Origin of the sequence: Streptomyces sp. NBC_01618 (assembly GCF_045209435.1) — a bacterium.
GTDB lineage: Bacteria > Actinomycetota > Actinomycetes > Streptomycetales > Streptomycetaceae > Streptomyces.
The window spans coordinates 5,001,540-5,021,299 of sequence record NZ_CP109297.1 but is presented as its reverse complement, the minus strand read 5'-3'; the positions used below and the strand labels follow the sequence as shown (position 1 = coordinate 5,021,299).

Below are 19,760 nucleotides of genomic sequence, written 5' to 3'. Positions count from 1 at the left end.
CCTCAGACTAACAAGCGCCTTCTTCCGCACAGCGGCGCGGCGATGCGTGAAAGATGGGACGCCGGGGAGGGCCGTCCTCCGATCCTCTCCGATCCTCTGAACGGCCCTCCGTCCGAGGGTCACCCTCGCCGGCCTGTTCGTCCCGATCCCGCGGCCACGTCCGTCGTAGTCGGGTAGCGGTCCCCCACTGCCCGGTCGTCATCCTCGCGCCCGGAACACCGGCCGCGCACACGCCGACGGGGCCGGACAGGACCCCCCGGCCCGTCCGACCCCGCAGCATTCCCCCGTGTTCCGCCGCCTCCCCCGAAGCAGCGGCCCCGTATCCCCCGTGTTCCCCCGTCCCCTCAGGCCACCAGCTCGCCGAAGGACTCCTCCTGGTCACGGCCGAAGCTGAGGACCTCGTCGTCGCGCAGCCGGCGGAGCGACCGCCAGATGCTGGACTTCACCGTGCCGACACTGATGTCGAGGATGGCCGCGATCTCCGGATCGGTGCGGCCCTCGTAGTACCGCAGGACCAGCATCGTGCGCTGGAGTTCGGGCAGCCGCGCCAGCGCCTGCCAGAGCACGGCGCGCAGTTCCGTGCCGCGCATCGCGTCCGTGTCGCCCGCCGTCTCCGGCAGCTCCTCGGTCGGGTACTCGTTGAGCTTGCGCCTGCGCCAGGCGCTGATGTGCAGGTTGGTCATGGTGCGGCGCAGATAGCCGCCGACCGCCGCCTTGTCGCTGATCCGGTCCCATGCCCGGTACGTCGAGAAGAGGGCGCTCTGCAGCAGATCCTCGGCCTCGAACCGGTCACCGGTCAGGTGGTAGGCGGTTGCGTACAGGGAGGCGCGGCGCTCCCGGACGTAGGCCGTGAACGCCGTTTCGGCGTCCTCGGACTGTGCCGGGGCCTTCCGCTCCCCCATGACCTCCCCGTACGCGGATCCCCCGTTGCCCCCCACGGGCGCGTCGACCACCGTCATGTACGACGTGTGCTGACGCCTGGCGGCGCGTTCGCACCCCCGCGCCCCGACGCCGGACTTCTCGGAACTCCGGCCGACATCGTGGAGACGCGTGACAACTGCGCTTGCGGTGGTGCTCTGAATCGCGTTCATCTCGCGCCCCCCATCGGTGGAGTCCGTCCGTTCCTGGTGCCAATGAGCTTGCCGGGGCAGTTTCATGGGGCTGTCCCCCGAGTGTCACAGGCCTGTCACAGAGCCTGCCGTCGGTACGTCGGCGGGGCGCGGGATGTATGAGTCGCCCCCAACTGTCGAACTGGGGCTCCACCATGGGTCAGAATGACCAGCGTGCCTTTCCTGTTGCTGATCGAGGACGACGACGCCATCCGCACGGCCCTCGAACTCTCGCTGTCACGCCAGGGCCACCGTGTGGCCACCGCGGCGACGGGAGAGGACGGCCTGAAGCTGCTGCGTGAGCAGCGGCCCGATCTGATCGTGCTGGATGTGATGCTGCCCGGCATCGACGGTTTCGAGGTGTGCCGGCGCATCCGGCGCACCGACCAGCTGCCGATCATTCTGCTGACCGCGCGCAGCGACGACATCGACGTCGTCGTCGGGCTGGAGTCCGGCGCCGACGACTATGTGGTGAAACCCGTGCAGGGCCGGGTGCTCGACGCCCGTATCCGGGCGGTGCTGCGCCGCGGTGAGCGCGAGTCCACCGACTCCGCGTCCTTCGGGAACGTGGTGATCGACCGTTCCGCGATGACCGTGACCAAGAACGGCGAGGACCTGCAGCTCACACCGACGGAGCTGCGGCTGCTGCTGGAACTGAGCCGCCGGCCGGGCCAGGCCCTGTCGCGGCAGCAGCTGCTGCGGCTGGTCTGGGAGCACGACTACCTCGGCGACTCCCGGCTCGTGGACGCCTGTGTGCAGCGGCTGCGCGCCAAGGTGGAGGACGTACCGTCCTCGCCGACCCTGATCCGTACCGTTCGGGGTGTGGGCTACCGGCTGGATTCGCCTCAGTGAGCGATGCCACCAGGCGGAGCCTGCTCACCGGGCTCCGCTGGACGAGTCTGCGACTGCGTCTCGTCGTCGTGTTCGCGCTGGTGGCGCTGACCGCCGCGGTGTCCGCCTCGGGGATCGCGTACTGGCTGAACCGCGAGGCCGTACTGACGCGTACCCAGGACTCGGCGCTCGGGGACTTCCGCCAGGAGATGCAGAGCCGGGCGGCGTCGTTGCCGCTGCGGCCCACCAAGGACGATCTGCAGAACGCGGCCGCGCAGATGGCGAGCAGTTCCCCCGGTTACAGCGTGCTGCTCGTCGACGAGCGCGCCGCCGGCAAGCCGATCGTCGGCAACTCCGACCTGGACACCTTCACGCTCGACAACGTGCCGCTCTCGCTGCAGAAGGCCGTCAACGAGAAGCAGCCGATCGAGGCGGGCAACAAGTACGAGTACCACCTGTTCTGGCAGCGGGTCAGCATCCGCGGTACGCCGTACCTGGTGGGCGGTACGAAGATCATCGGCGGTGGCCCGACCGGCTACATGCTGAAGTCGCTGGACCAGGAGCGGCAGGATCTGAACTCCCTGGCCTGGTCGCTGGGGATCGCCACCGGGCTCGCCCTGGTCGGCTCGGCGCTGCTCGCGCAGGCCGCGGCGACGACCGTGCTGCGGCCCGTGCAGCGGCTCGGTGACGCCGCCCGCAAGCTCGGCGAGGGCAAGCTCGACACCCGGCTCGTGGTGTCCGGCACCGATGAGCTGGCCGATCTCTCCCGTACGTTCAACAGGGCCGCCAGTTCGCTGGAGAAGAAGGTCGCGGACATGAGCGCGCGGGACGAGGCGAGCCGGCGGTTCGTCGCCGACATGTCACACGAACTGCGCACCCCGCTCACCGCGTTGACCGCCGTCACCGAGGTGCTGGAAGACGAGGCGGACAGCCTCGACCCGATGATCGCGCCCGCGGTGCAGCTGGTGGTGAGCGAGACCCGGCGCCTCAACGACCTGGTGGAGAACCTGATGGAGGTCACCCGCTTCGACGCGGGTACGGCCCGGCTCGTCCTCGACACCGTCGACGTCGCCGACCAGGTCACCGCCTGCATCGACGTCCGCGCCTGGCTGGACGCGGTGGATCTGGACGCCGAGCGCGGCATGATGGTCCGCCTCGACCCGCGCCGGCTGGACGTGATCCTGGCGAACCTGATCGGCAACGCGCTCAAGCACGGCGGTTCGCCGGTACGGGTCGCGGTACGGACCGAGGGCGACGAACTCGTCATCGAGGTCCGTGACCACGGCCCCGGTATCCCCGAGGACGTCCTGCCGCACGTCTTCGACCGGTTCTACAAGGCCAGTGCCTCCCGCCCGCGCTCCGAGGGCAGCGGACTCGGTCTGTCGATCGCCATGGAGAACGCGCACATCCACGGCGGTGACATCACGGCCGCGAACTCGCCGGACGGCGACGGCGCGGTGTTCGTCCTGCGGCTGCCGCGCGATGCCGAGCCGCTCACCGGTTTTGCCGGGGGCGCCGGGAATGCCGGGGATCACGACGCGGGGGTCCGGGACGAGGAGGGCGACGCGACGTGAGGGGCAGCAATCTCCGGGGGCGCCGTTCGGCCGTGGCGCCGGCCATTGCCGTGACCGTGGCCGTGCTGGCCGCGGGCTGCGGGATCAGGACCACCTCCGTACCGGTGGACGCAGGGGCCGCGCCGTCGCAGGTGCCGTGTTCCATGTCCGCGGACGACGTCACGCCCCAGACCCCCCGGGGCGTCCCCATGCAGATCTATCTGGTCTGCTCCTCGCAGCTGGTCGCGGTGGACCGTACGGTCCGGATCGACGAGGCGAAGTCGGACCGGGTCCGGATCGCGCAGGCCCTCCTGGACGAGCTGGAGCAGAAGCCGCCCGCAGATGAGCGGCAGGCCGGGTTCTCCACCACCGTCCCGGCGACCCTGCAGGTCAGCGCGGCCCGCGGCGGCGACCCCGGGGGCACGCTGCGGCTCAGTGAACAGCCGGAGGACCTGCCGGCCGAGGCGCTGGCGCAGATCGTGTGCACGTACGCGGAGAGCGAGACGCTCGCCCCGGACGGCAGGGTGGTGCTGGGCGGGCCGGGGAGCTACCGGCCGCACGGCTATCTGTGCACCACGGAGACGAAGACCCGGCCGAAGACGGTACCGACGCCGGGGTCCGTGACGGGGTCCGTGACGGGTACGGGGACAGGTACGGGGTCCGTGACGGGTACGGGGACGGGTACGGGGTCCGTGACGGGTACGGGGACGGGTACGGGGTCCGTGACGGGTACGGGGACGGGTACGGGGGCCTGACCGGGAGGAGCGCGGCGGGGCCGGCCCTTCCGGCCGGGGCCGGGCTACGTTCCGCCCCGGGCCGGGCCCGCTTCCACCGGGCCGGTCCGGGTCCCATCCCGGGCCTGCTTCCGCTCGGGACCGGGGCGGGTGCCATCCGGCCAGGCGCCATCCCGGGCCCGCTTCCGCCGGGCCCGGCCAGGTTCCGCCCGTCCGGAACCTGGCCGGGCGGCAGGATCGGTTCCGCCCGGCCAGGTTCCGGACGGGCGGAACCGATCCTGCCGCCCGGCGCGTCTTGGGGTGCGTGCGTCAAGGTTCGGGCAGTCAAACTGTCATCCGCTTCCGCGCGGCCGGGGTCCTTCTCCTCCTCGCGCATCTGCTGTTTGTCGGGTGGCTGACTCTGCGACCCCTCGACGTGCCGTGGACGACCGCCTCGAATCTTCATCCGCTCGCCGGCATCAGAGCGGACCTGTCCCTCGGCCCGGCCGAGGCCGCCCGCCGCATCGGTGAGGGGCTGCTGCTGCTCGCCCCGCTGGGCGTCCTGCTGCCGATGGCCGGAGGCCGGCTGTTCGTCTCCCCGTGGGCCTCGCTGGCCCGTACCGTCGCGGCGGGGGCGCTGATCTCGCTGGCGATCGAACTGGCGCAGACCGGCGTTCCGGGACAGGTCGTCGACGTCGACTCACTGCTGCTGAACACCATCGGTGTGGCACTCGCCCACCTGCTGGTCGTACCCCTGTGCCGGGCGCGGCTGCGCCGCGGGAAGCAGCAGCGGATCAGGGTGCTGCCCCACCCCAGGGACGAGGCGCCCCAGGGGTCGACCCCGACGATTCCCAGGGTCGGTATCGCACCGTAGAGCGACGCTTTGCCCCCGTTCGTCGGGCGACCATGGACGCATCGGGAGCACAACGGAGGCTCCCACAGCAACGGTTCGCGAAGGAGCCCACCATGGCCGCACTTGCCCGCCCCCGTGACGGACGCATGATCGGCGGAGTGTGCGCAGCGCTGGCACGGCGCTTCGGCACCTCCGCGGGAACCATGCGCGTCATCTTCCTGGTCTCCTGCCTGCTGCCGGGGCCGCAGTTCCTGCTCTACCTGGCGCTGTGGGTGCTGTTCCCGTCCGAGAAGACGGCGGCGTCCACCGCCTGGTGACCCGCGTACCCAAACACACGCCTGTGGGCGGACACCCGGTCCGGGTGTCCGCCCACAGGCGTGCGTCCGGGTTAGCGGCCCCGGGACGGGGGTCAGCCGCCGAGCGGGAGACCGTTGGCCGTCAGGCCGCTGGTCTGCATGCCGCCCGCAGGCAGGCCGCCGAGCAGGCCCTTGACCGGGGTGGTGGCGTCGCCGACGAGCTTCTGCCGGCCGGCGCCGAGGAACTTGGTGGCCGTGTCCTGGACCGGCAGGGACCGGGTCGCGGTCTCCAGCGCCGAGCCGGCGACCGGCAGGGCGGTGGCCGCGGCGTCGGCCGGCAGCACGGCGGCGGAGGCGGTCCCCGCGGCGGCAGCGGCGAAAGCGGCACCGACAACGGCGACGCCGAGAGTCCTGACAGCAGACTGCTTCATGTGAAATTCATCCTTGGGGAGAGGAATGCGGGGGGTCTGAAACGTAGTCAGCCCACTGCCCGTCCCGCAAACCTGCCGGATACGGGAAACGGCCGGGAATCCGCCGCCCCGGCCGCTTTCCGAACGCGTGCCGATCAGCCCGCGGAAGCGGAAGAAATGCTGGTCGTAGCGGTCTGCTCGAAGAGCCACTCGGACTTCAGCTCGGCGTATCCGGGCTTGATCACGTCATTGATCATCGCCAGACGTTCATCGAAAGGAATGAATGCGGACTTCATCGCATTGACGGTGAACCACTGCATGTCGTCGAGCGTGTATCCGAAGGTCTCGGTCAGCTTCTCGAATTCCTGGCTCATGCTCGTACCGCTCATCAGCCGGTTGTCCGTATTCACGGTGACCCGGAAGTGCAGCCTCCGCAGCAGCCCGATGGGGTGCTCGGCGTAGGAGGCTGCGGCGCCGGTCTGGAGGTTGGAGGTCGGGCACAGCTCCAGCGGGATGCGCTTGTCCCGTACGTAGGAGGCGAGCCGGCCGAGCTTCACGGCGCCGTCCTCGGCGACCTCGATGTCGTCGATGATGCGGACGCCGTGGCCGAGCCGGTCGGCGCCGCACCACTGGAGGGCCTGCCAGATCGACGGCAGGCCGAAGCCCTCGCCCGCGTGGATGGTGAAGTGGTTGTTCTCGCGCTTGAGGTACTCGAACGCGTCGAGGTGCCGGGTGGGCGGGAAGCCCGCCTCCGCGCCCGCGATGTCGAAGCCGACGACGCCCTGGTCGCGGTAGCGGTTGGCGAGTTCGGCGATCTCCAGGGACCGGGCGGCGTGCCGCATCGCGGTGAGGAGTGCGCCCACACGGATGCGGTGGCCGTCCAGGCGGGCCCGGCGCTCGCCCTCCCGGAAGCCCTCGTTGACCGCCTCGACGACCTCTTCGAGGGTCAGCCCGGCTTCCAGGTGCTGCTCGGGGGCGTACCGCACCTCGGCGTAGACGACGCCGTCCGCCGCCAGGTCCTCGGCGCATTCGGCGGCCACCCGGACCAGGGCGTCACGGGTCTGCATGACGGCGCAGGTGTGGGCGAACGTCTCCAGGTAGCGCTCCAGCGATCCGGAGTCGGCGGCCTCGCGGAACCAGATGCCGAGCTTGTCGGGCTCGGTCTCGGGGAGTCCGTCGTATCCGCTCGCGGCGGCGAGATCGACGATCGTTCCCGGGCGCAGGCCGCCGTCGAGGTGGTCGTGGAGAAGGACCTTGGGGGCACGCCGGATCTGATCCTGGCCGGGCACATGGAGGGTCGGGCTCATCATTGGGGCACTCTAGCGCCTACGCGCGTAGATTGTCGCTTGCCGATGCGTAACAGTGACCGCGAATACGGGTGGAGTACACCTCTCCTTCTGACACTGTTCTGTTATGGCACAGCGCGCACTCCCCCTGCCTGCTGCGAGGCTGGGACGGGCCGTCAGGACGGCCGGAGCACCAACTGCGGTCAGCGGCGTGGTTCTGCTGCTCCCGGACGGCGAGGCCGACTCGCACCGCCGCCCCTCCCCCCTCTCGTACGCCCTCCAGCTCCCGCTGGCCCGGACCCTGGCCCGGGCGGGCCGGGAGGACGGGCTCACCGCGCATGTCGTGCGATACCGCTGCCGCGGCTGGAACGCGACCGACGCGCAGTTCGCGGCGGACGCCCGATGGGCGGTGGACGAGGTCGTACGACGCTACGGCGATGTCCCCGTCTGCCTCGCCGGCCACGGCATGGGCGGCCGCGCCGCCCTCCGCGCGGGCGGCCACGCGGCGGTCAGCTCCGTTCTGGCGATGGCCCCTTGGCTGCCCGAGAACGCGACGGGCGAGCCGGAACCGGTGAAGCATCTGCTCGGTCGGCAGGTCCTGCTCGTCCACGGCACGAACGATGCCCGCACCGACCCCGAACTCTCCTTCCGCCTGGCCGAACGCGCCAAGAAGGCCAACCGCGACACCTGCCGCTTCGAGGTCCACTCCGACGGCCACGGCCTGCGCCAGCACCGCGCCGAAGTGGCCGCCCTGGCCACGGACTTCGTCCGCGGCTCACTCTTCGGCCGCGCCTACGCCCGCCCGGTCGCCGACGCACTCGCCGCACCACCGCCCCTGGGACTGCGGATGCCGCTGGCGGCGGGGTTCGGGAAGTCGCTGCGGGGGTGAGGGGGACGGATCCGGCGACCGGGGGCCGCGCGCCGCGTGGCGTGGCCGCACCCGGCCTGTCGCGCAGCGGGTGGCTGGCGACGTGTCCCGTGAGGCCGGGGACCAGGTCGACGTGGCGGCCGAGGGCGAGCGCCGCGGCGATGTGGTGTTCCAGGGCAGCGAACCGGGCCTCCTCCAGGAACGGCCTCTGCGCCGCAGCGAGTTGCTCGGTGACCCCTCCGAGGGCCGGCCCGTGCCACAGTGCGAGGGCGCTGGCGAGGTTGCACTCGGCCGCTGCGTACCGGCCGCTGCGCAGAGCCGCGCGGCCCGCCTCGGCCAGGCCCCGGAAGGTCTCCCGGTCGAGGGTCGCCTCCCCGAGGTCCAGGCGGTAGCCGGTGCCGTGCCGGGTGAGCCCGGCCTCAGGTCCCAGACGCGTGCGCAGCCGCGACACATACGGTAGAGCCGACTGGTGCTGTTGGTGGGCGGGCTCCCACCCCGGAGCAGGGCCGATCAGCCGCTCGTCCGTGACGACCTGGCCCTGCGTGATCACCAGAGCGGCGAAGGTGGTCCGCTGCTTGGCACCGTCGAGAGGGACGCAGCGCCCGTCGCGCTGGGCACTCACGGGACCGAGGATCCTGAACCACTGGTTGGCGGGGCTCGCTGCCACGACGGCGTGTGCCGCTTTGCTGCCGCACGGTGGCCGGCCGATCAGCTGCTCCGCACGGCCACGTAGTCGCACAGCGAGAGCAGCGCACGCCGGGCGGGCTGCTCGGGCAGCGCGTCAAGGGCCGCCCGCGCGAGGTCGAGGCGGCGGTGCAGCGCGGCCTCGCTCTCGGCGAGCGCGGGCGAACGGGCGAAGAGTTCCAGGGCACGGGTTGCGGACGCCTCCGGTACGGGACCGGCGGCGAGGAGTTCACGCAGTTCCGCGTCCTGCGGGTGCTCGCCCGCCAGGGCCAGGAGGACGGGGAGCGTGGTCACACCCGCCAGCAGGTCCGTGCCGCGTTCCTTGCCGCTGGTTCCGGCCGAGGACCGCAGGTCGAGGAGGTCGTCGGCGATCTGGAAGGCGCAACCCAGCTCCTCACCGAACCCGGTCAGCGCGGCCACGTACTGCTCGGGCACGCCGGCCTGGAGGGCGCCGATGCCCAGCGACATCGACAGCAGGGCCGCCGTCTTGCCCGACAGGACCCGGAAGTAGTGGCCGACCTCGTCTTCGCCCTCGGCCGGCCCGGCCAGCTCCAGAAGCTGCCCCTCGACCAGGCGGTCCGCCGTCGCGGCGTGCAGGCGGAACGCCGCGGGGCTGAGGTCGGCGGCCAGCCGGGCGCCCCGGGCGAGCAGCCAGTCACCGCTGAACACGGAGGTCCGGGTGCCGAAGCGGGCGTGGACGCTGGGGACGCCGTGCCGGGTGGGGGCTCGATCCATGACGTCGTCATGGTGGAGGGAGGCGATGTGGACCAGCTCGGCGACAACGGCCGCCTCGGTCACGCCCGCCCACCACGGTTCGCCGAACTCGGCACCGAGCAGTACGAGCAGCGGGCGCAGCCGCTTGCCTCCCGCGCGGGCCAGGTGCCCGGCGGCCTCGGCGATCCGCGGATCGGCGGCGTCACCCGTGGTGGCCAGGAGCAGTTTCTCGGTCTGCTCCAGACCCGCCCGCAGCCGCATGCGCAGTTCGGGTCTGTCGACGGCGAGTTGGTCAAGAAGCCCTGTTTTCCAAGGGGTTGGCGCGTCTTCCGCGGCCACGGGAAATTCTCGCACGCTCATTGGAACCTTTCCGGGACACGGTGGGGCACTGCGCTCTCCATGCATCCGAGCGACGACTCTCCGCCCCCTGGAGGGGAGTACTCAACGGGGCTGGCATCAAGGTGTCATCGGAGCAGAAATCGCCGGTCGGCCAATTGGCGTTTACTTCCTGCCGCAATATCGGTCATCGGCCACCGGATTGCGAACCGGGATCCGCCCTCCGGTGAGGCTCTCCCGCGGATTGCGGGAAACCGCCAGGCACAGGACGGGAGTTCGTGCACGCCTCGCCGCCGCCAAGCCGCGCCCCGCCGGCGCACCCGGGAGAAACTCGCGCGGCGAAACCCCCGCCGTGCGCCCGTCAGGCGCCCCGGTGCCTGGCAGATAGCTGCCAGCCACCAGGGCCGGGCCCGGCAGTCCCGCCTAGACTCGCCCGACGCTGCATCACGGCCTGTTGCGAGGGTCCCGTCGTCCGCCCAAAGGCATGCGGGGCCCTCGCAACAGGCCCTCACGCCGGCTTCGGCGACGCGTCCCGCAGGGAGCCGCCCCCAGACCAGGCGCCGCATCCCCAACCGCCCGGAAAGCCAAGAGTCAGACGTTCGCTAAGGAGTCCCATGTTCGGACGGATCGGACAAGCTGTCGTCCGCCGCCCCTGGTTGACCATCTCGGCCTGGATCATCGCTGCAATCGCGCTGGCCGTGTTCGCTCCCCAGCTGAAGTCAACCAGTGACCAGGCCGAATTCCTGCCCTCGCACTACGAGTCGGTCCAGGCAGAGAAAATCCAGGAGAATGCCTTCCCCCGCAATGAACAGCCTGCGGCCATCGCGGTGTTCCAGCGGTCCGACGGGGCGAGACTGACCAAGGCCGACCAGGACAAGGTCGTCCAGGTCTCCGCCGATCTCCAGCGTCTCGGCATCAACAAGATCAAGCGGGTGGCGACCAGCCCGGACGCGGTTTCCCCGAACCGCGAGATCGCGCTTTCCAGCGTCATCGCGACCACCAAGGACGCCTATGACCCGGGCCTGATGGAGTCGGTGAAGAAGCTCCGCGAAGAGGCTCGGCCGATGCTGAAGGGCACGGATCTGCAGGTCGGCTTCACCGGTTCGGCCGCGAGCGCGCTGGACTCCAAGGAGTCCTCCGGCGACACCGACTCCATGATCATGTCGGCCACCCTGGTCCTCATCGTCCTCCTGCTGCTGATCATCTTCCGCAGCCCGCTGATCGCGGTACTTCCGGTGGTGATCATCGGTCTGGCCTTCATGGTCGCCACCGGCCTGATCTCCACGGCCACCGAACTCGGCGGTCTCCAGGCCGACGACTCCGTGTCCGCGCTCCTGATCGTGGTGCTGTTCGGCGTCGGCACCGACTACATCCTGTTCCTGCTGTTCCGCCACCGCGAACTCCTGCGTCAGGGGCAGGAGCCCAAGCAGGCCATGGTCACCGCGGTCGGCCTGGTCGGCGAGACCGTGGCGTCCGCAGCCGGTGCGGTCATCGTCGCCTTCCTCGCGCTGCTGCTGTCCACCATGGGCATGCTCCGGACCATGGGCCCCTCGCTCGCCATCTCCGTCGCGGTGGCTCTGGCCGCCGGACTCACCCTGACGCCGGCGGTCTTCTCGCTACTGGGGACCAAGGCGTACTGGCCCTCCAAATCCTGGAAGAAGCAGCCGAAGAACGTCCTCGCCGGCCGCGTCGCCACCCTCGCCTCCGGGCGCCCCGGTGTGGTCGCCGTGGTCGCCGGCGGGGTGCTAGCCGTACTCACCCTGGGTGTGCTCGGCTTCCGCGCCGAGTTCGACACCACCAGCTCGCTGCCCGGCAACCTCGAGTCGGTCAAGGCGATGAAGGACATGCAGCGCGGGTTCTCCGCCGGACAGTCCGACCCGACCAACGTCTACCTGCGCAAGGACAGCGGCCCGCAGCTGACCAAGGGGCAACTGGACGCGTTCGGCGCTGCGTTGGGCAAGGTCGACGGGGTCGGCCAGGTCTCCCCCGCCCTGCTCGGGCAGGACGGCAAGGTCGCCCAGTACAACGTGGTCCTGAAGTACAAGCCCTCCAGTAACAAGGCGATCGGGCTGGTCTCCGGACAGCTCCGGGGCACCGCCCACCAGGCCGCACCCGAGGACACCACGGCGGTGGTCGGCGGCACCACGGCGGTGCTGGCCGACATCCAGACCGCGGTGGACCACGACTACAAGGTCGTCTTCCCTGTCGCCGGTATCGCCATCATGCTCATCCTGGGTCTGCTGCTGCGCAGCGTGGTCGCCCCGCTGTACCTGATGGTGTCCGTCGCCCTCGGCTTCGGCGCCACGCTCGGCGCCACGGTCTGGCTGTTCCAGAACAGCCAGGGCAAGGACGGGCTGCTCTTCACGCTGCCGGTGATCGTCTACCTCTTCGTGGTGGCGATCGGCACCGACTACAACATCCTGATGGTGAGCCGGCTGCGCGAGGAGATCGAACGAGGCAGCGCCCCCCGGGAGGCTGCCGCACGGGCTGTTGCCGCCTCGGTGCCGACCATCGGCGCGGCCTCGGTCATCCTGGCCGGAACCTTCGGTGTGCTGATGCTCGCCAAGAACACCATGCTCCAGCAGATGGGCTTCGCGGTCGCCTTCGGCATCCTGCTGTCCGCCTTCGTGATGGCCATGCTTCTGGTGCCGGCGCTGACCACCCTGCTCGGCCGCCGCGCCTGGTGGCCCGGTCACAAGCCCCAACCGGCCACCGACGAACCTGTGGAAGCGCCCGGCAGCCACGACGCCGACCGTCCGCTCGTACGGAACACGTGATCCCACCGAGAGGAGGGCGCCGCCCGGTACCCCCTGCCGAAGCAGGGGCCGGGCGGCGCGCGCATGCATGGAGCTCACTCTGTTCCTGATCATCGCCGCCGTCACGCTCGTCATCACCGTGTCCCTCTTGTCCGTCGGAGCCAGGCGGCTGCTCGGCCTGAGAATCGGCAAGGCACGCGCCGCCTTCGCCAGCCTGGCCGCCCTGGGTGCCAGCGCCCTGATCGGCTCGGCCATGGGCGAGGCCCGCCACACTCCGCTGGTCTCCGTACAGATAGGTCTGACCTTGCTGGCGACGGTGGGTTTCCTCGCCTTGTCCGAGGCCATGGTGCCGTCCGGTTCCCTGTCCGGTATGGTCCGCTGGCCCCGCCAGATACGCGACCGGCTGGCCCGTACCCGCCGCTACGGCCAGCTGAGCCGCATCGCGATGCGGCACGGCCTCGGCGACGCACTGCGCGGCCGGGGCCTGCAGGCCCCCGAGGCGGCACTGGGGCGCGCGCACCTGGCGCGGCGGCTGAGACTTGCCCTGGAGGACGGGGGCGCAACCTTCGTCAAGCTCGGACAGGTGCTCTCCACCCGCTACGACCTGCTGCCACCCGAGTTCGTGGCGGAACTCACCAAGCTCCAGCACCAGGTGACACCCGACCCCTGGGAGGAGGTGAAGCAGGTGCTGACCGCGGAACTCGGCCGTGAACCCGAGACATTCTTCGCCGAGTTCGACCCCGAACCGTTGGCCGCCGGCTCCATCGCCCAGGTCCACCGGGCCAGGCTGGCCACCGGCGAGGAGGTCGCGGTCAAGGTGCAGCGGCCCGGTGCCCAGGAGCTGGTCGACCTCGACCTCGACATCCTGTTCCGGGTCAGCCGCAAGATCGAGGAGCACACCTCCTGGGGTCGGGGCCTCGGCACCGTCGACCTCGCGGAAGGCTTCGCCCTCTCCCTGCACGAGGAACTCGACTTCCGCATCGAGGCCCGCAACATGGCCGCGATACGGGCCGCTGCCGAAACACCCGAGCAGACCTCCCGGATGCGCATGCCCCACGTGCACGAGGAGGTGTCCGGCAAGCGGGTCCTTGTCCTGGAGTGGCTGAACGGGACACCGCTCAACGCGGCCGGCACCGCCATCGAGGAACGTGGCCTGGACCGCGCCGAGCTGGTCCGGCAGCTCATGGAGTGCATACTCGAACAGATCATGATCGGCGGGGTGTTCCACGCCGATCCGCACCCCGGCAACATCATGCTGATGCAGGACGGCGGGCTCGGGCTGCTCGACTTCGGCTCGGTGGGCCGGATCAGCCGGGTGCTGCGGGAGGCGCTGAGCAAGCTGCTGCTCGCCATCGACCGCGGTGACCCGGTCGCGCTCTCGGACGCGCTCCTCGAACTGGTCGACCGGGGTGAGGACACCGACGAGCGGCTCCTGGAGAGGGACCTCGGCCGCTTCATGGCCCGCCATCTCACCCCGGGTACGCGTCCGGACACCGAGATGTTCTCCGACCTGTTCCGGCTCGTGGCCCGGCACGGACTCACGGTGCCGCCGGAGATCGCGGCCACCTTCCGCGCCCTGGCCACCATGGAAGGGGTGATGACGCAGCTGAATCCCGGGGCCGACATCATCGCCGAGGCCCGCACCTTCGCCACGGCGCAGATGGAGCGCAAACTGCGGCCGGAGTCCATCGGCCGCGCCCTCGCCGAGGAGGCCCTGACGCTCGCCCCGGTGCTGCGACGGCTGCCGCGGCGGATCGAGCGGATCACCAGCGATCTGGAGCAGGGCAAGCTCGGCGTCCAGGTCAGGCTGCTCGCCGACGGGAGGGACCGGCACTTCGTGCGCAGCCTCGTGCACGATGTGGTGCTTGCCTTCCTCGGCGGGGTCACCGCACTGGTCGGGGTGCTGCTGCTGGGAATCGGCCAAGGGCCCCGGATCACCAGCTCACTGCCGCTCTATCAACTGATGGGATATCACGTGCTCCTCGTCAGCTGCGCGCTGGTGCTCCGTGTGGTGTTCCACGTCTTCCGGGCACCCAGACACGGGTAGCGCGGGAGGCGGTCCATGACGACGCCCGCGGCCGACCGGCACTCAAGTGCCGGTCGGCCGCGGGCAAAGTCGTCTGCCCGAAGGATGCCCGCCGGGGCACTACCAGGCAGAGCGCAGGGACACCGGCAGGCTGCTGTATCCGTAGAGGAAGTTGGAGAACACCCGCTCGGCGCTGCCGCGGGACTCGATGCCGCCCACCATTTCGCGCAGCGCCACGAGGAGTGCCTTCAGCTCCTCGCGGCCGAGGAAGGCGCCGAGGCAGAAGTGCGGGCCGAAACCGAAGGTCGCGTGTTTGTTGGGGGTGCGGCCCAGGTCGTAGCGTCGCGGGTCGGCGAAGGTGGTCTCGTCGAAGTTGGCTGAGGTGTTCCACAGCGTCACGATGTCCCCCGCCGGGATCAGCCGGCCGCCGATCTCCACGTCCTCCTTGGCCCGGCGGCCGAAGTGCATCGCGGGCGTGGTCCAGCGCAGCACCTCCTCGGTAGCGCTCTCCACGGTGACCTCGCCCGCCTTGAACCGCCGCCACTGCTCGGGGTGTTCGATGAAGGCGAGGATCGTCCCGATCGATGCCATCCTGCTGGACTCGTCACCGCCGATGATGAGGCTGTAGCAGTTGAAGACGATCTCCTCCTCGGTCAGCGGGCGCCCCTCGATCTCGGCGGTGGCGAGGGTGCTGACGACGTCGTCACCGGGCTTCTTGCGGCGGTGGCGGGCCAGGTCGGAGAAGTACAGCAGGATCTCGTTGCGGGCGAGCCACGCGTCCTCGGGGCTGCCGTCGCTGTTGTCCGCGCTCAGCACCTGCTTGTTCCAGTCGAGCAGCTGCTGGCGGTCCTGCGGGGGCACGGCCATCAGGTCGCAGATGGTGCCCATCGGGATGTGCTCGGCGATCGCCTCCGCGTAGTCGAAGCTCTCCTGGTCGAGGACCTGGCCGAGCAGGTCCCGGGTGCGCTTGTTGACCTGCTCCACCACATGGCTGAGGGCGCGCGGCGAGAACGACTTGAGCATCAGGGTGCGGATGGCGCGGTGGCGGCTGCCGTCGGTGACGGCCAGCATCTTGCCGGCCGCCGTGTCGCCGCCCTGGAGCAGGGTGGCGAGCACGTTGCCGCGCTCGGAGGTGAAGCGTGCGTTGTCCTTGTAGACGGCCACCACATCGTCGTAACGGGTGAGCGCCCAGAACGCCGGCCGGCCGCCGGTGGGCCGGTGGTGGTGGACGGGCCGTTCGGTGCGCAACCGCTGCCACAGGTCGTGCAGTTGGTCCGCGGTGTCCGTGACGAAGGTACGGGGGTCGGTGAGGTCCACGGCGTCCAGGTCACCCTGGAAGGCGGGGGCGGTGTCAGTACTTGTGGTCATCTTCGCGGTTCCGGTCTCGTCGACGGTCGGTGCCTGGAGTGTGGGGTGTGTGCCTTGGTTCACGCGCTTCTGGAGGGGCAGCTCACTCCTCGGCGCGCCGCCGGATGCCGTGCAGCCACTCGCGGCGGATCAAGCCGCTGGGCAGCCGGATGAGTGCCCAGTAGCGGGCGAACCGGCGCCGGGCCGCCTCGCTGGTACTGATCACCCTGGTCTCGGTGGTCAGGCGCCCGTCGACGACCCGGAAGTCGAGGGCGACCTTGTAGTGGCCGGGACGGTCGAAGGCGGCGAAGGCCTCGTCCACCGGTGCCACGAGGGTGGCCGGCCCCTTCGGCTCCTCGATGCAGACCACCGCGCCGATCACCACCTCATGCTCGTCACGGTGCAGTTCGGTGAAACCGCCGGCCGTCATGGAGGTGAGGAAGGGTTCCCGGCCCTTGTCCCGTTTGGTTCCGAAGGAGCCGAACATCAGCAGTGCATGGCACAGCGGCAGGTCCCGCCACTTCGTCTCCTCCACTGCGCGCAGCACCCGTTCACGCGGTGCGCGCACGGCCACCTCGTGCTGCTCTCGATGGTCCCAGCGGGGCAGCAGCCGGTCCAAGGCCCTGTCCGCCATGTCAGACCGCCTCTGCGTGGGCCGCGGCGTAGGAGCGCCGGGTGCGCCGCTGGAATCCGCGCGCGAGGAAGGTGAACAGGATCCCGCCGAGCATCCAGTACGGCTCGTACAGGAGCACGCTGAAGCGCTCGTTGCCGGTCAGCGGCTTGTCGCGCTGCCCGATGAGGAAGACCGCCAGATCCACCATGCTGGGCGCCGAGTGGCAGATCATCAGCACGGCACAGGCCCAGCCGCCGCCCAGGACGAACCAGCGGGGGAAGGCCAGGCCCCAGTTCTGCACCAGGGCGAGCGCGCCGATGGCGCCCACCAGGTTCATCGGGATGGCGATCAGGTCGATGATGAACAGCGGCTTGTTGTCGACCAGGGACTGACCGGGCGGCAGCCCCAGGGTGCCGCCCAGGGCCCAGTAGGCGTGGAACCCGGCGAACACGGTCATCCATGCACAGGCGATGAAGCCCGTTCTGCGCTCCCAGGTCTTGGCGGGCGGGGTCCGGTGAGCCCGCCCGGCCACCAGGGCCCCAAAGCGGCTGCGTGCAACGGTCGTGTTCTGCATCAGATTCCTATCGGAGTGAGGAGTGCCGGACGGTCCGGACCGGTCGCCAGTGCGCGATCGGCCCGGACCACCCTCTCAGCCTGTCAGTCCGGATCCGTGGCCCATGGGGCACCCGTAGACGGACTCGCCCTGCGGACCGGTGGCCGGCTCCTCCCCCGGTGCCGCGTGCACATGGCTGCGGGCGTCGTGCAGCTCGGGGAAGAACCACTTGTCCAGGGTGGAGCGGAGGAACTCGGAGCCCGAACTGCCGCCGCTGCCGGGCCGGGTGCCCAGTGCGCGTACGACAAGGAGCCAGTGTTGGTAACGCCATCGGTGGAAGAGCGCGTCGTACTCCAAGAGGTCCTCGGCCGTGTCGCGCAGCTCATCCTCCAGCAGGTCAGGGGCGAACAGCTGCTGGGGGGTGAGCCCGCGGCGCTCCAGGGCCCGGGTGAAGACGTCGTGCAGGCTGGGGTCCTGGAAGCGGAGCTGCAGCCGCTCCCGCTCGGCGGCGGTGGCACCGGGCAGGTTGAGGTAGCGGCGGTCGCGCATGCCGGAGAGCATCTCCAGCTCGCGGAACTGCACCGACTGGAACCCGCTGGACTCACCGAGGACGTCACGGAACTCGTTGAACCCGGCCGGGGTCATGGTGGTGAGCACATCGACGTGGTCGAGAACCAGCGCAACGATCCGCATCACCCGGCGCAGGCCCCGGCGGGCCTGCCCGAACCGCTCATCCGTCAGGGCCTCGCGCACGTCCTCCAGCTCGTGGAGCACGCAGCGGAACCACAGCTCTATGGCCTGGTGAGTGACGATGAAGAGCATCTCGTCGTGGGCCGAGGTGCGCGGGCGCTGAAGCGTCAGCAGGCCGGGGACCTCCAGATACGAGCCGTACGAAAGCGGTTCACAACCTGCCTCGGCCGGTTTCAGGGGCTCGACGACGGCATTGGGCATGAGAGGTCTCCCCTCGGTAAGCGCCGCTCAACGAGCGGTGGCGGTACGGTATTTGCGAACGGCCATGGGCGCGACAACCGCGAGGATGACGACCATCCAGGCCAGGCTGAGCGGCACGGCGTGATCGGTCGGGAAGGAGTGCGCGGTGGTTGCCGCGGGGTTGCCCCACAGTTCGCGGCAGGCGCCGACCACGGAACTGAGCGGGTTCCACTCGGCGGCCACGGACAGCCAGTGCGGGAGCCCGGTGAGCGGGATGAAGGCGTTCGACAGGAACAGCACCGGCATCAGGAGCAGCGAGGGCACCTGCGAGGCGGTCGAGGGGTCGCCGACCGAGAGGCCGATGAGCGCCCCCAGCCAGGCCATGGTGAAGCCGAACAGCAGCAGGATGCCGAACCCGGCGGCGACCTTGGCCGCGTTCTCGTGCGTGCGCCAGCCGATGCCGAGGCCGACGGCCGCCATGGCGACGCAGCCGAGGGCGCGCAGCACGGTGTCGCCCAGGGTGCGGCCGATCAGGACGGCAGCGCCCGACATCGGCAGCGAACGGAAGCGGTCGACAAGCCCGTTGCGCAGGTCGTCCACGGTGCCGACGGCGGTGCCCGGAACGGCGCTCATGACGCCCTGGATGAAGATGCCCGCCATGATGAACTCGGCGTAGCCGCCGTTCGGCACGTCGATGACGCTGCCGAACAGCACGCCGAAAAGCAGCACGAAGACCGTCGGCAGCAGCACCGCGTTGACCAGTTGGCCGGGCTTGCGGCGCAGGTGGCGCAGATGCCGTTCGAAGCAGATCAGTCCGTCGCTCACCGCTGACAGCGGCCGTTCGCCCGCCATGGGCTGTACTGAGGCGCTCATACCGCGCTCCTCTCGTGGGTCCGGTCCTGGTCAGGGGTGCCGGCCGCCGCGGGCGCCCCCGCGCCGTCCTGGGCGCGCCCGGTGAGGCTGAGGAAGACGTCATCGAGGGAGGGGCGGCGGACGGCGAAGTCCGTCACCGGCACCTGGGCGGCCCGCAGCGCGAGGGCGGCCTCGGTGACGTCGTCCAGTCCGCCGGTGATCGGTACGGACAGCTTGCGCCCGTCGTCACCGGTCACCGGCGTCGTGCGCAGCGCCTGGCCGAGGGCGGCGAGGGCGGTGGGATGCCAGGCCGGGTCGGCGAGGCCCACCTCCAGACGTTCGCCGCCGACCGTGCGCTTGAGCTCGTCGGAGGTCCCGTCGGCGATCACCTGGCCCGCGTCGATCACCACGATCCGGTCGGCCAGTGCGTCGGCCTCCTCCAGGTACTGGGTGGTGAGCAGCACGGTGACACCGGCGGCGACCTGCTCGCGGATCATCTCCCACAGGTCGAGCCTGCTCGCCGGGTCGAGCCCGGTGGTCGGCTCATCGAGGAAGATCACGGAGGGCCTGGCCACCAGGCTGACCGCCAGGTCGAGCCGCCGGCGCATACCGCCCGAGTAGGTACCGGCGGGCCGGTCGGCGGCGTCGGTGAGACGGAACCGTTCGAGCAGTTCCCTCGCCCGCTGCCTGGCCTGCCCCCTGCTCATCCGCTGGAGCATGCCGACCATGAGCAGGTTCTCGGTGCCGGTGAGCGTCTCGTCGACGGCCGCGTACTGGCCGGTGAGCCCGATGGATCGTTGCACCTGCCTCCGTTCGCGCTGCACGTCGTAGCCCGCGACCCGGGCGGTGCCCGCGTCGGGTTCGACCAGGGTCGACAGGATGCGTACCGTCGTGGTCTTGCCCGCACCGTTCGGTCCGAGCACGCCGAGCACGGTGCCGGCCGGGACGTGCAGGCTGAGGCCGCGCAGGGCCTCGTGGTCGCCGTAGCGCTTGCGCAGCCCCTCGGCTTGTATCGCCAGGTTCACCTTCT

The 19,760-nt window shown here is 70.5% G+C and carries 18 protein-coding genes and 1 pseudogene; 8 read left to right on the top strand and 11 right to left on the bottom strand.

Translation table 11 applies throughout. The features are described from left to right. Positions 1-344: 344 nt before the first annotated feature. Positions 345-1,091, bottom strand: a complete 747-nt coding sequence (locus OH735_RS23420) for a SigE family RNA polymerase sigma factor (protein WP_406383477.1) — start codon at positions 1,089-1,091, stop codon at positions 345-347. Positions 1,092-1,283: 192 nt separating this feature from the next. Between OH735_RS23420 and afsQ1 the strand changes: the two genes are divergently transcribed. The 5 genes from afsQ1 to OH735_RS23395 all read left to right on the top strand — a co-directional run bounded on the left by afsQ1 (position 1,284) and on the right by OH735_RS23395 (position 5,376). Next, on the top strand, positions 1,284-1,961 hold the full coding sequence (gene afsQ1 / locus OH735_RS23415; protein WP_176729344.1) for a two-component system response regulator AfsQ1: 678 nt from the start codon (positions 1,284-1,286) through the stop codon (positions 1,959-1,961). Beyond that, complete coding sequence (locus tag OH735_RS23410; protein WP_406383476.1) at positions 1,958-3,514, top strand: ATP-binding protein; 1,557 nt, start codon at positions 1,958-1,960, stop codon at positions 3,512-3,514. Before afsQ1 ends, OH735_RS23410 begins: the two co-directional genes overlap by 4 nt. After that, positions 3,511-4,248: a hypothetical protein gene (locus OH735_RS23405; RefSeq protein ID WP_406383475.1), complete on the top strand. Its 738-nt coding sequence runs from the start codon at positions 3,511-3,513 to the stop codon at positions 4,246-4,248. The genes OH735_RS23410 and OH735_RS23405 overlap by 4 nt, the downstream gene beginning before the upstream one ends. Positions 4,249-4,531: 283 nt before the next feature. Next, positions 4,532-5,080 (top strand): VanZ family protein, encoded by a 549-nt coding sequence (locus OH735_RS23400; protein WP_406383474.1) that lies wholly within the window; start codon positions 4,532-4,534, stop codon positions 5,078-5,080. Positions 5,081-5,172: 92 nt separating this feature from the next. Beyond that, a complete protein-coding gene (locus OH735_RS23395; protein ID WP_406383473.1) occupies positions 5,173-5,376 on the top strand; it encodes a PspC domain-containing protein in 204 nt (67 codons plus the stop codon). Positions 5,377-5,468: 92 nt separating this feature from the next. Here the strand turns inward: OH735_RS23395 and OH735_RS23390 are convergent, their stop codons facing one another. Both OH735_RS23390 and OH735_RS23385 read right to left on the bottom strand, forming a co-directional pair. Beyond that, a complete protein-coding gene (locus OH735_RS23390) occupies positions 5,469-5,786 on the bottom strand; it encodes a hypothetical protein (protein WP_406383472.1) in 318 nt (105 codons plus the stop codon). A 134-nt stretch (positions 5,787-5,920) separates the two neighbouring features. Beyond that, the gene (locus OH735_RS23385) at positions 5,921-7,075 is read right to left on the bottom strand and encodes an adenosine deaminase (RefSeq protein WP_406383471.1); all 1,155 of its coding nucleotides are present in this window, start codon (positions 7,073-7,075) and stop codon (positions 5,921-5,923) included. A 187-nt stretch (positions 7,076-7,262) separates the two neighbouring features. Between OH735_RS23385 and OH735_RS23380 the strand changes: the two genes are divergently transcribed. Continuing rightward, positions 7,263-7,940 carry an alpha/beta hydrolase family protein gene (locus tag OH735_RS23380; RefSeq protein ID WP_406383470.1) on the top strand — a complete coding sequence of 226 codons (678 nt, stop codon included), beginning with the start codon at positions 7,263-7,265 and terminating at the stop codon, positions 7,938-7,940. Between the two features lie 115 nt (positions 7,941-8,055). Here OH735_RS23380 and OH735_RS23375 read toward each other — a convergent pair. Both OH735_RS23375 and OH735_RS23370 read right to left on the bottom strand, forming a co-directional pair. Beyond that, a pseudogene (locus tag OH735_RS23375) lies at positions 8,056-8,370 on the bottom strand (BTAD domain-containing putative transcriptional regulator); the annotation flags it as partial. Positions 8,371-8,627: 257 nt separating this feature from the next. Continuing rightward, positions 8,628-9,671, bottom strand: a complete 1,044-nt coding sequence (locus OH735_RS23370; protein ID WP_406383469.1) for a polyprenyl synthetase family protein — start codon at positions 9,669-9,671, stop codon at positions 8,628-8,630. A gap of 596 nt (positions 9,672-10,267) precedes the next feature. On the opposite strand from OH735_RS23370, the gene OH735_RS23365 reads away from it, so the two are divergent. After that, complete coding sequence (locus OH735_RS23365) at positions 10,268-12,430, top strand: MMPL family transporter (protein ID WP_406383468.1); 2,163 nt, start codon at positions 10,268-10,270, stop codon at positions 12,428-12,430. Between the two features lie 67 nt (positions 12,431-12,497). Next, positions 12,498-14,456 carry an ABC1 kinase family protein gene (locus OH735_RS23360; RefSeq protein WP_406383466.1) on the top strand — a complete coding sequence of 653 codons (1,959 nt, stop codon included), beginning with the start codon at positions 12,498-12,500 and terminating at the stop codon, positions 14,454-14,456. 99 nt (positions 14,457-14,555) lie between these two features. On the opposite strand, the gene OH735_RS23355 is transcribed toward OH735_RS23360, so the two are convergent. From OH735_RS23355 to OH735_RS23330, 6 genes are all read right to left on the bottom strand, one after another. After that, on the bottom strand, positions 14,556-15,803 hold the full coding sequence (locus OH735_RS23355; protein WP_406383465.1) for a cytochrome P450: 1,248 nt from the start codon (positions 15,801-15,803) through the stop codon (positions 14,556-14,558). An 82-nt stretch (positions 15,804-15,885) separates the two neighbouring features. Continuing rightward, positions 15,886-16,416, bottom strand: a complete 531-nt coding sequence (locus OH735_RS23350; protein ID WP_406383464.1) for a hypothetical protein — start codon at positions 16,414-16,416, stop codon at positions 15,886-15,888. A gap of 1 nt (position 16,417) precedes the next feature. Then, positions 16,418-16,969: a DUF3995 domain-containing protein gene (locus tag OH735_RS23345; RefSeq protein ID WP_406383463.1), complete on the bottom strand. Its 552-nt coding sequence runs from the start codon at positions 16,967-16,969 to the stop codon at positions 16,418-16,420. Positions 16,970-17,044: 75 nt separating this feature from the next. After that, a complete protein-coding gene (locus tag OH735_RS23340) occupies positions 17,045-17,899 on the bottom strand; it encodes a tryptophan 2,3-dioxygenase family protein (protein WP_406383462.1) in 855 nt (284 codons plus the stop codon). A gap of 27 nt (positions 17,900-17,926) precedes the next feature. Next, positions 17,927-18,751: an ABC transporter permease gene (locus OH735_RS23335; protein WP_406383461.1), complete on the bottom strand. Its 825-nt coding sequence runs from the start codon at positions 18,749-18,751 to the stop codon at positions 17,927-17,929. Next, positions 18,748-19,755, bottom strand: coding sequence for an ATP-binding cassette domain-containing protein (locus OH735_RS23330; protein WP_406383460.1), 1,008 nt, complete (start codon positions 19,753-19,755; stop codon positions 18,748-18,750). Before OH735_RS23330 ends, OH735_RS23335 begins: the two co-directional genes overlap by 4 nt. Positions 19,756-19,760: the final 5 nt, after the last annotated feature.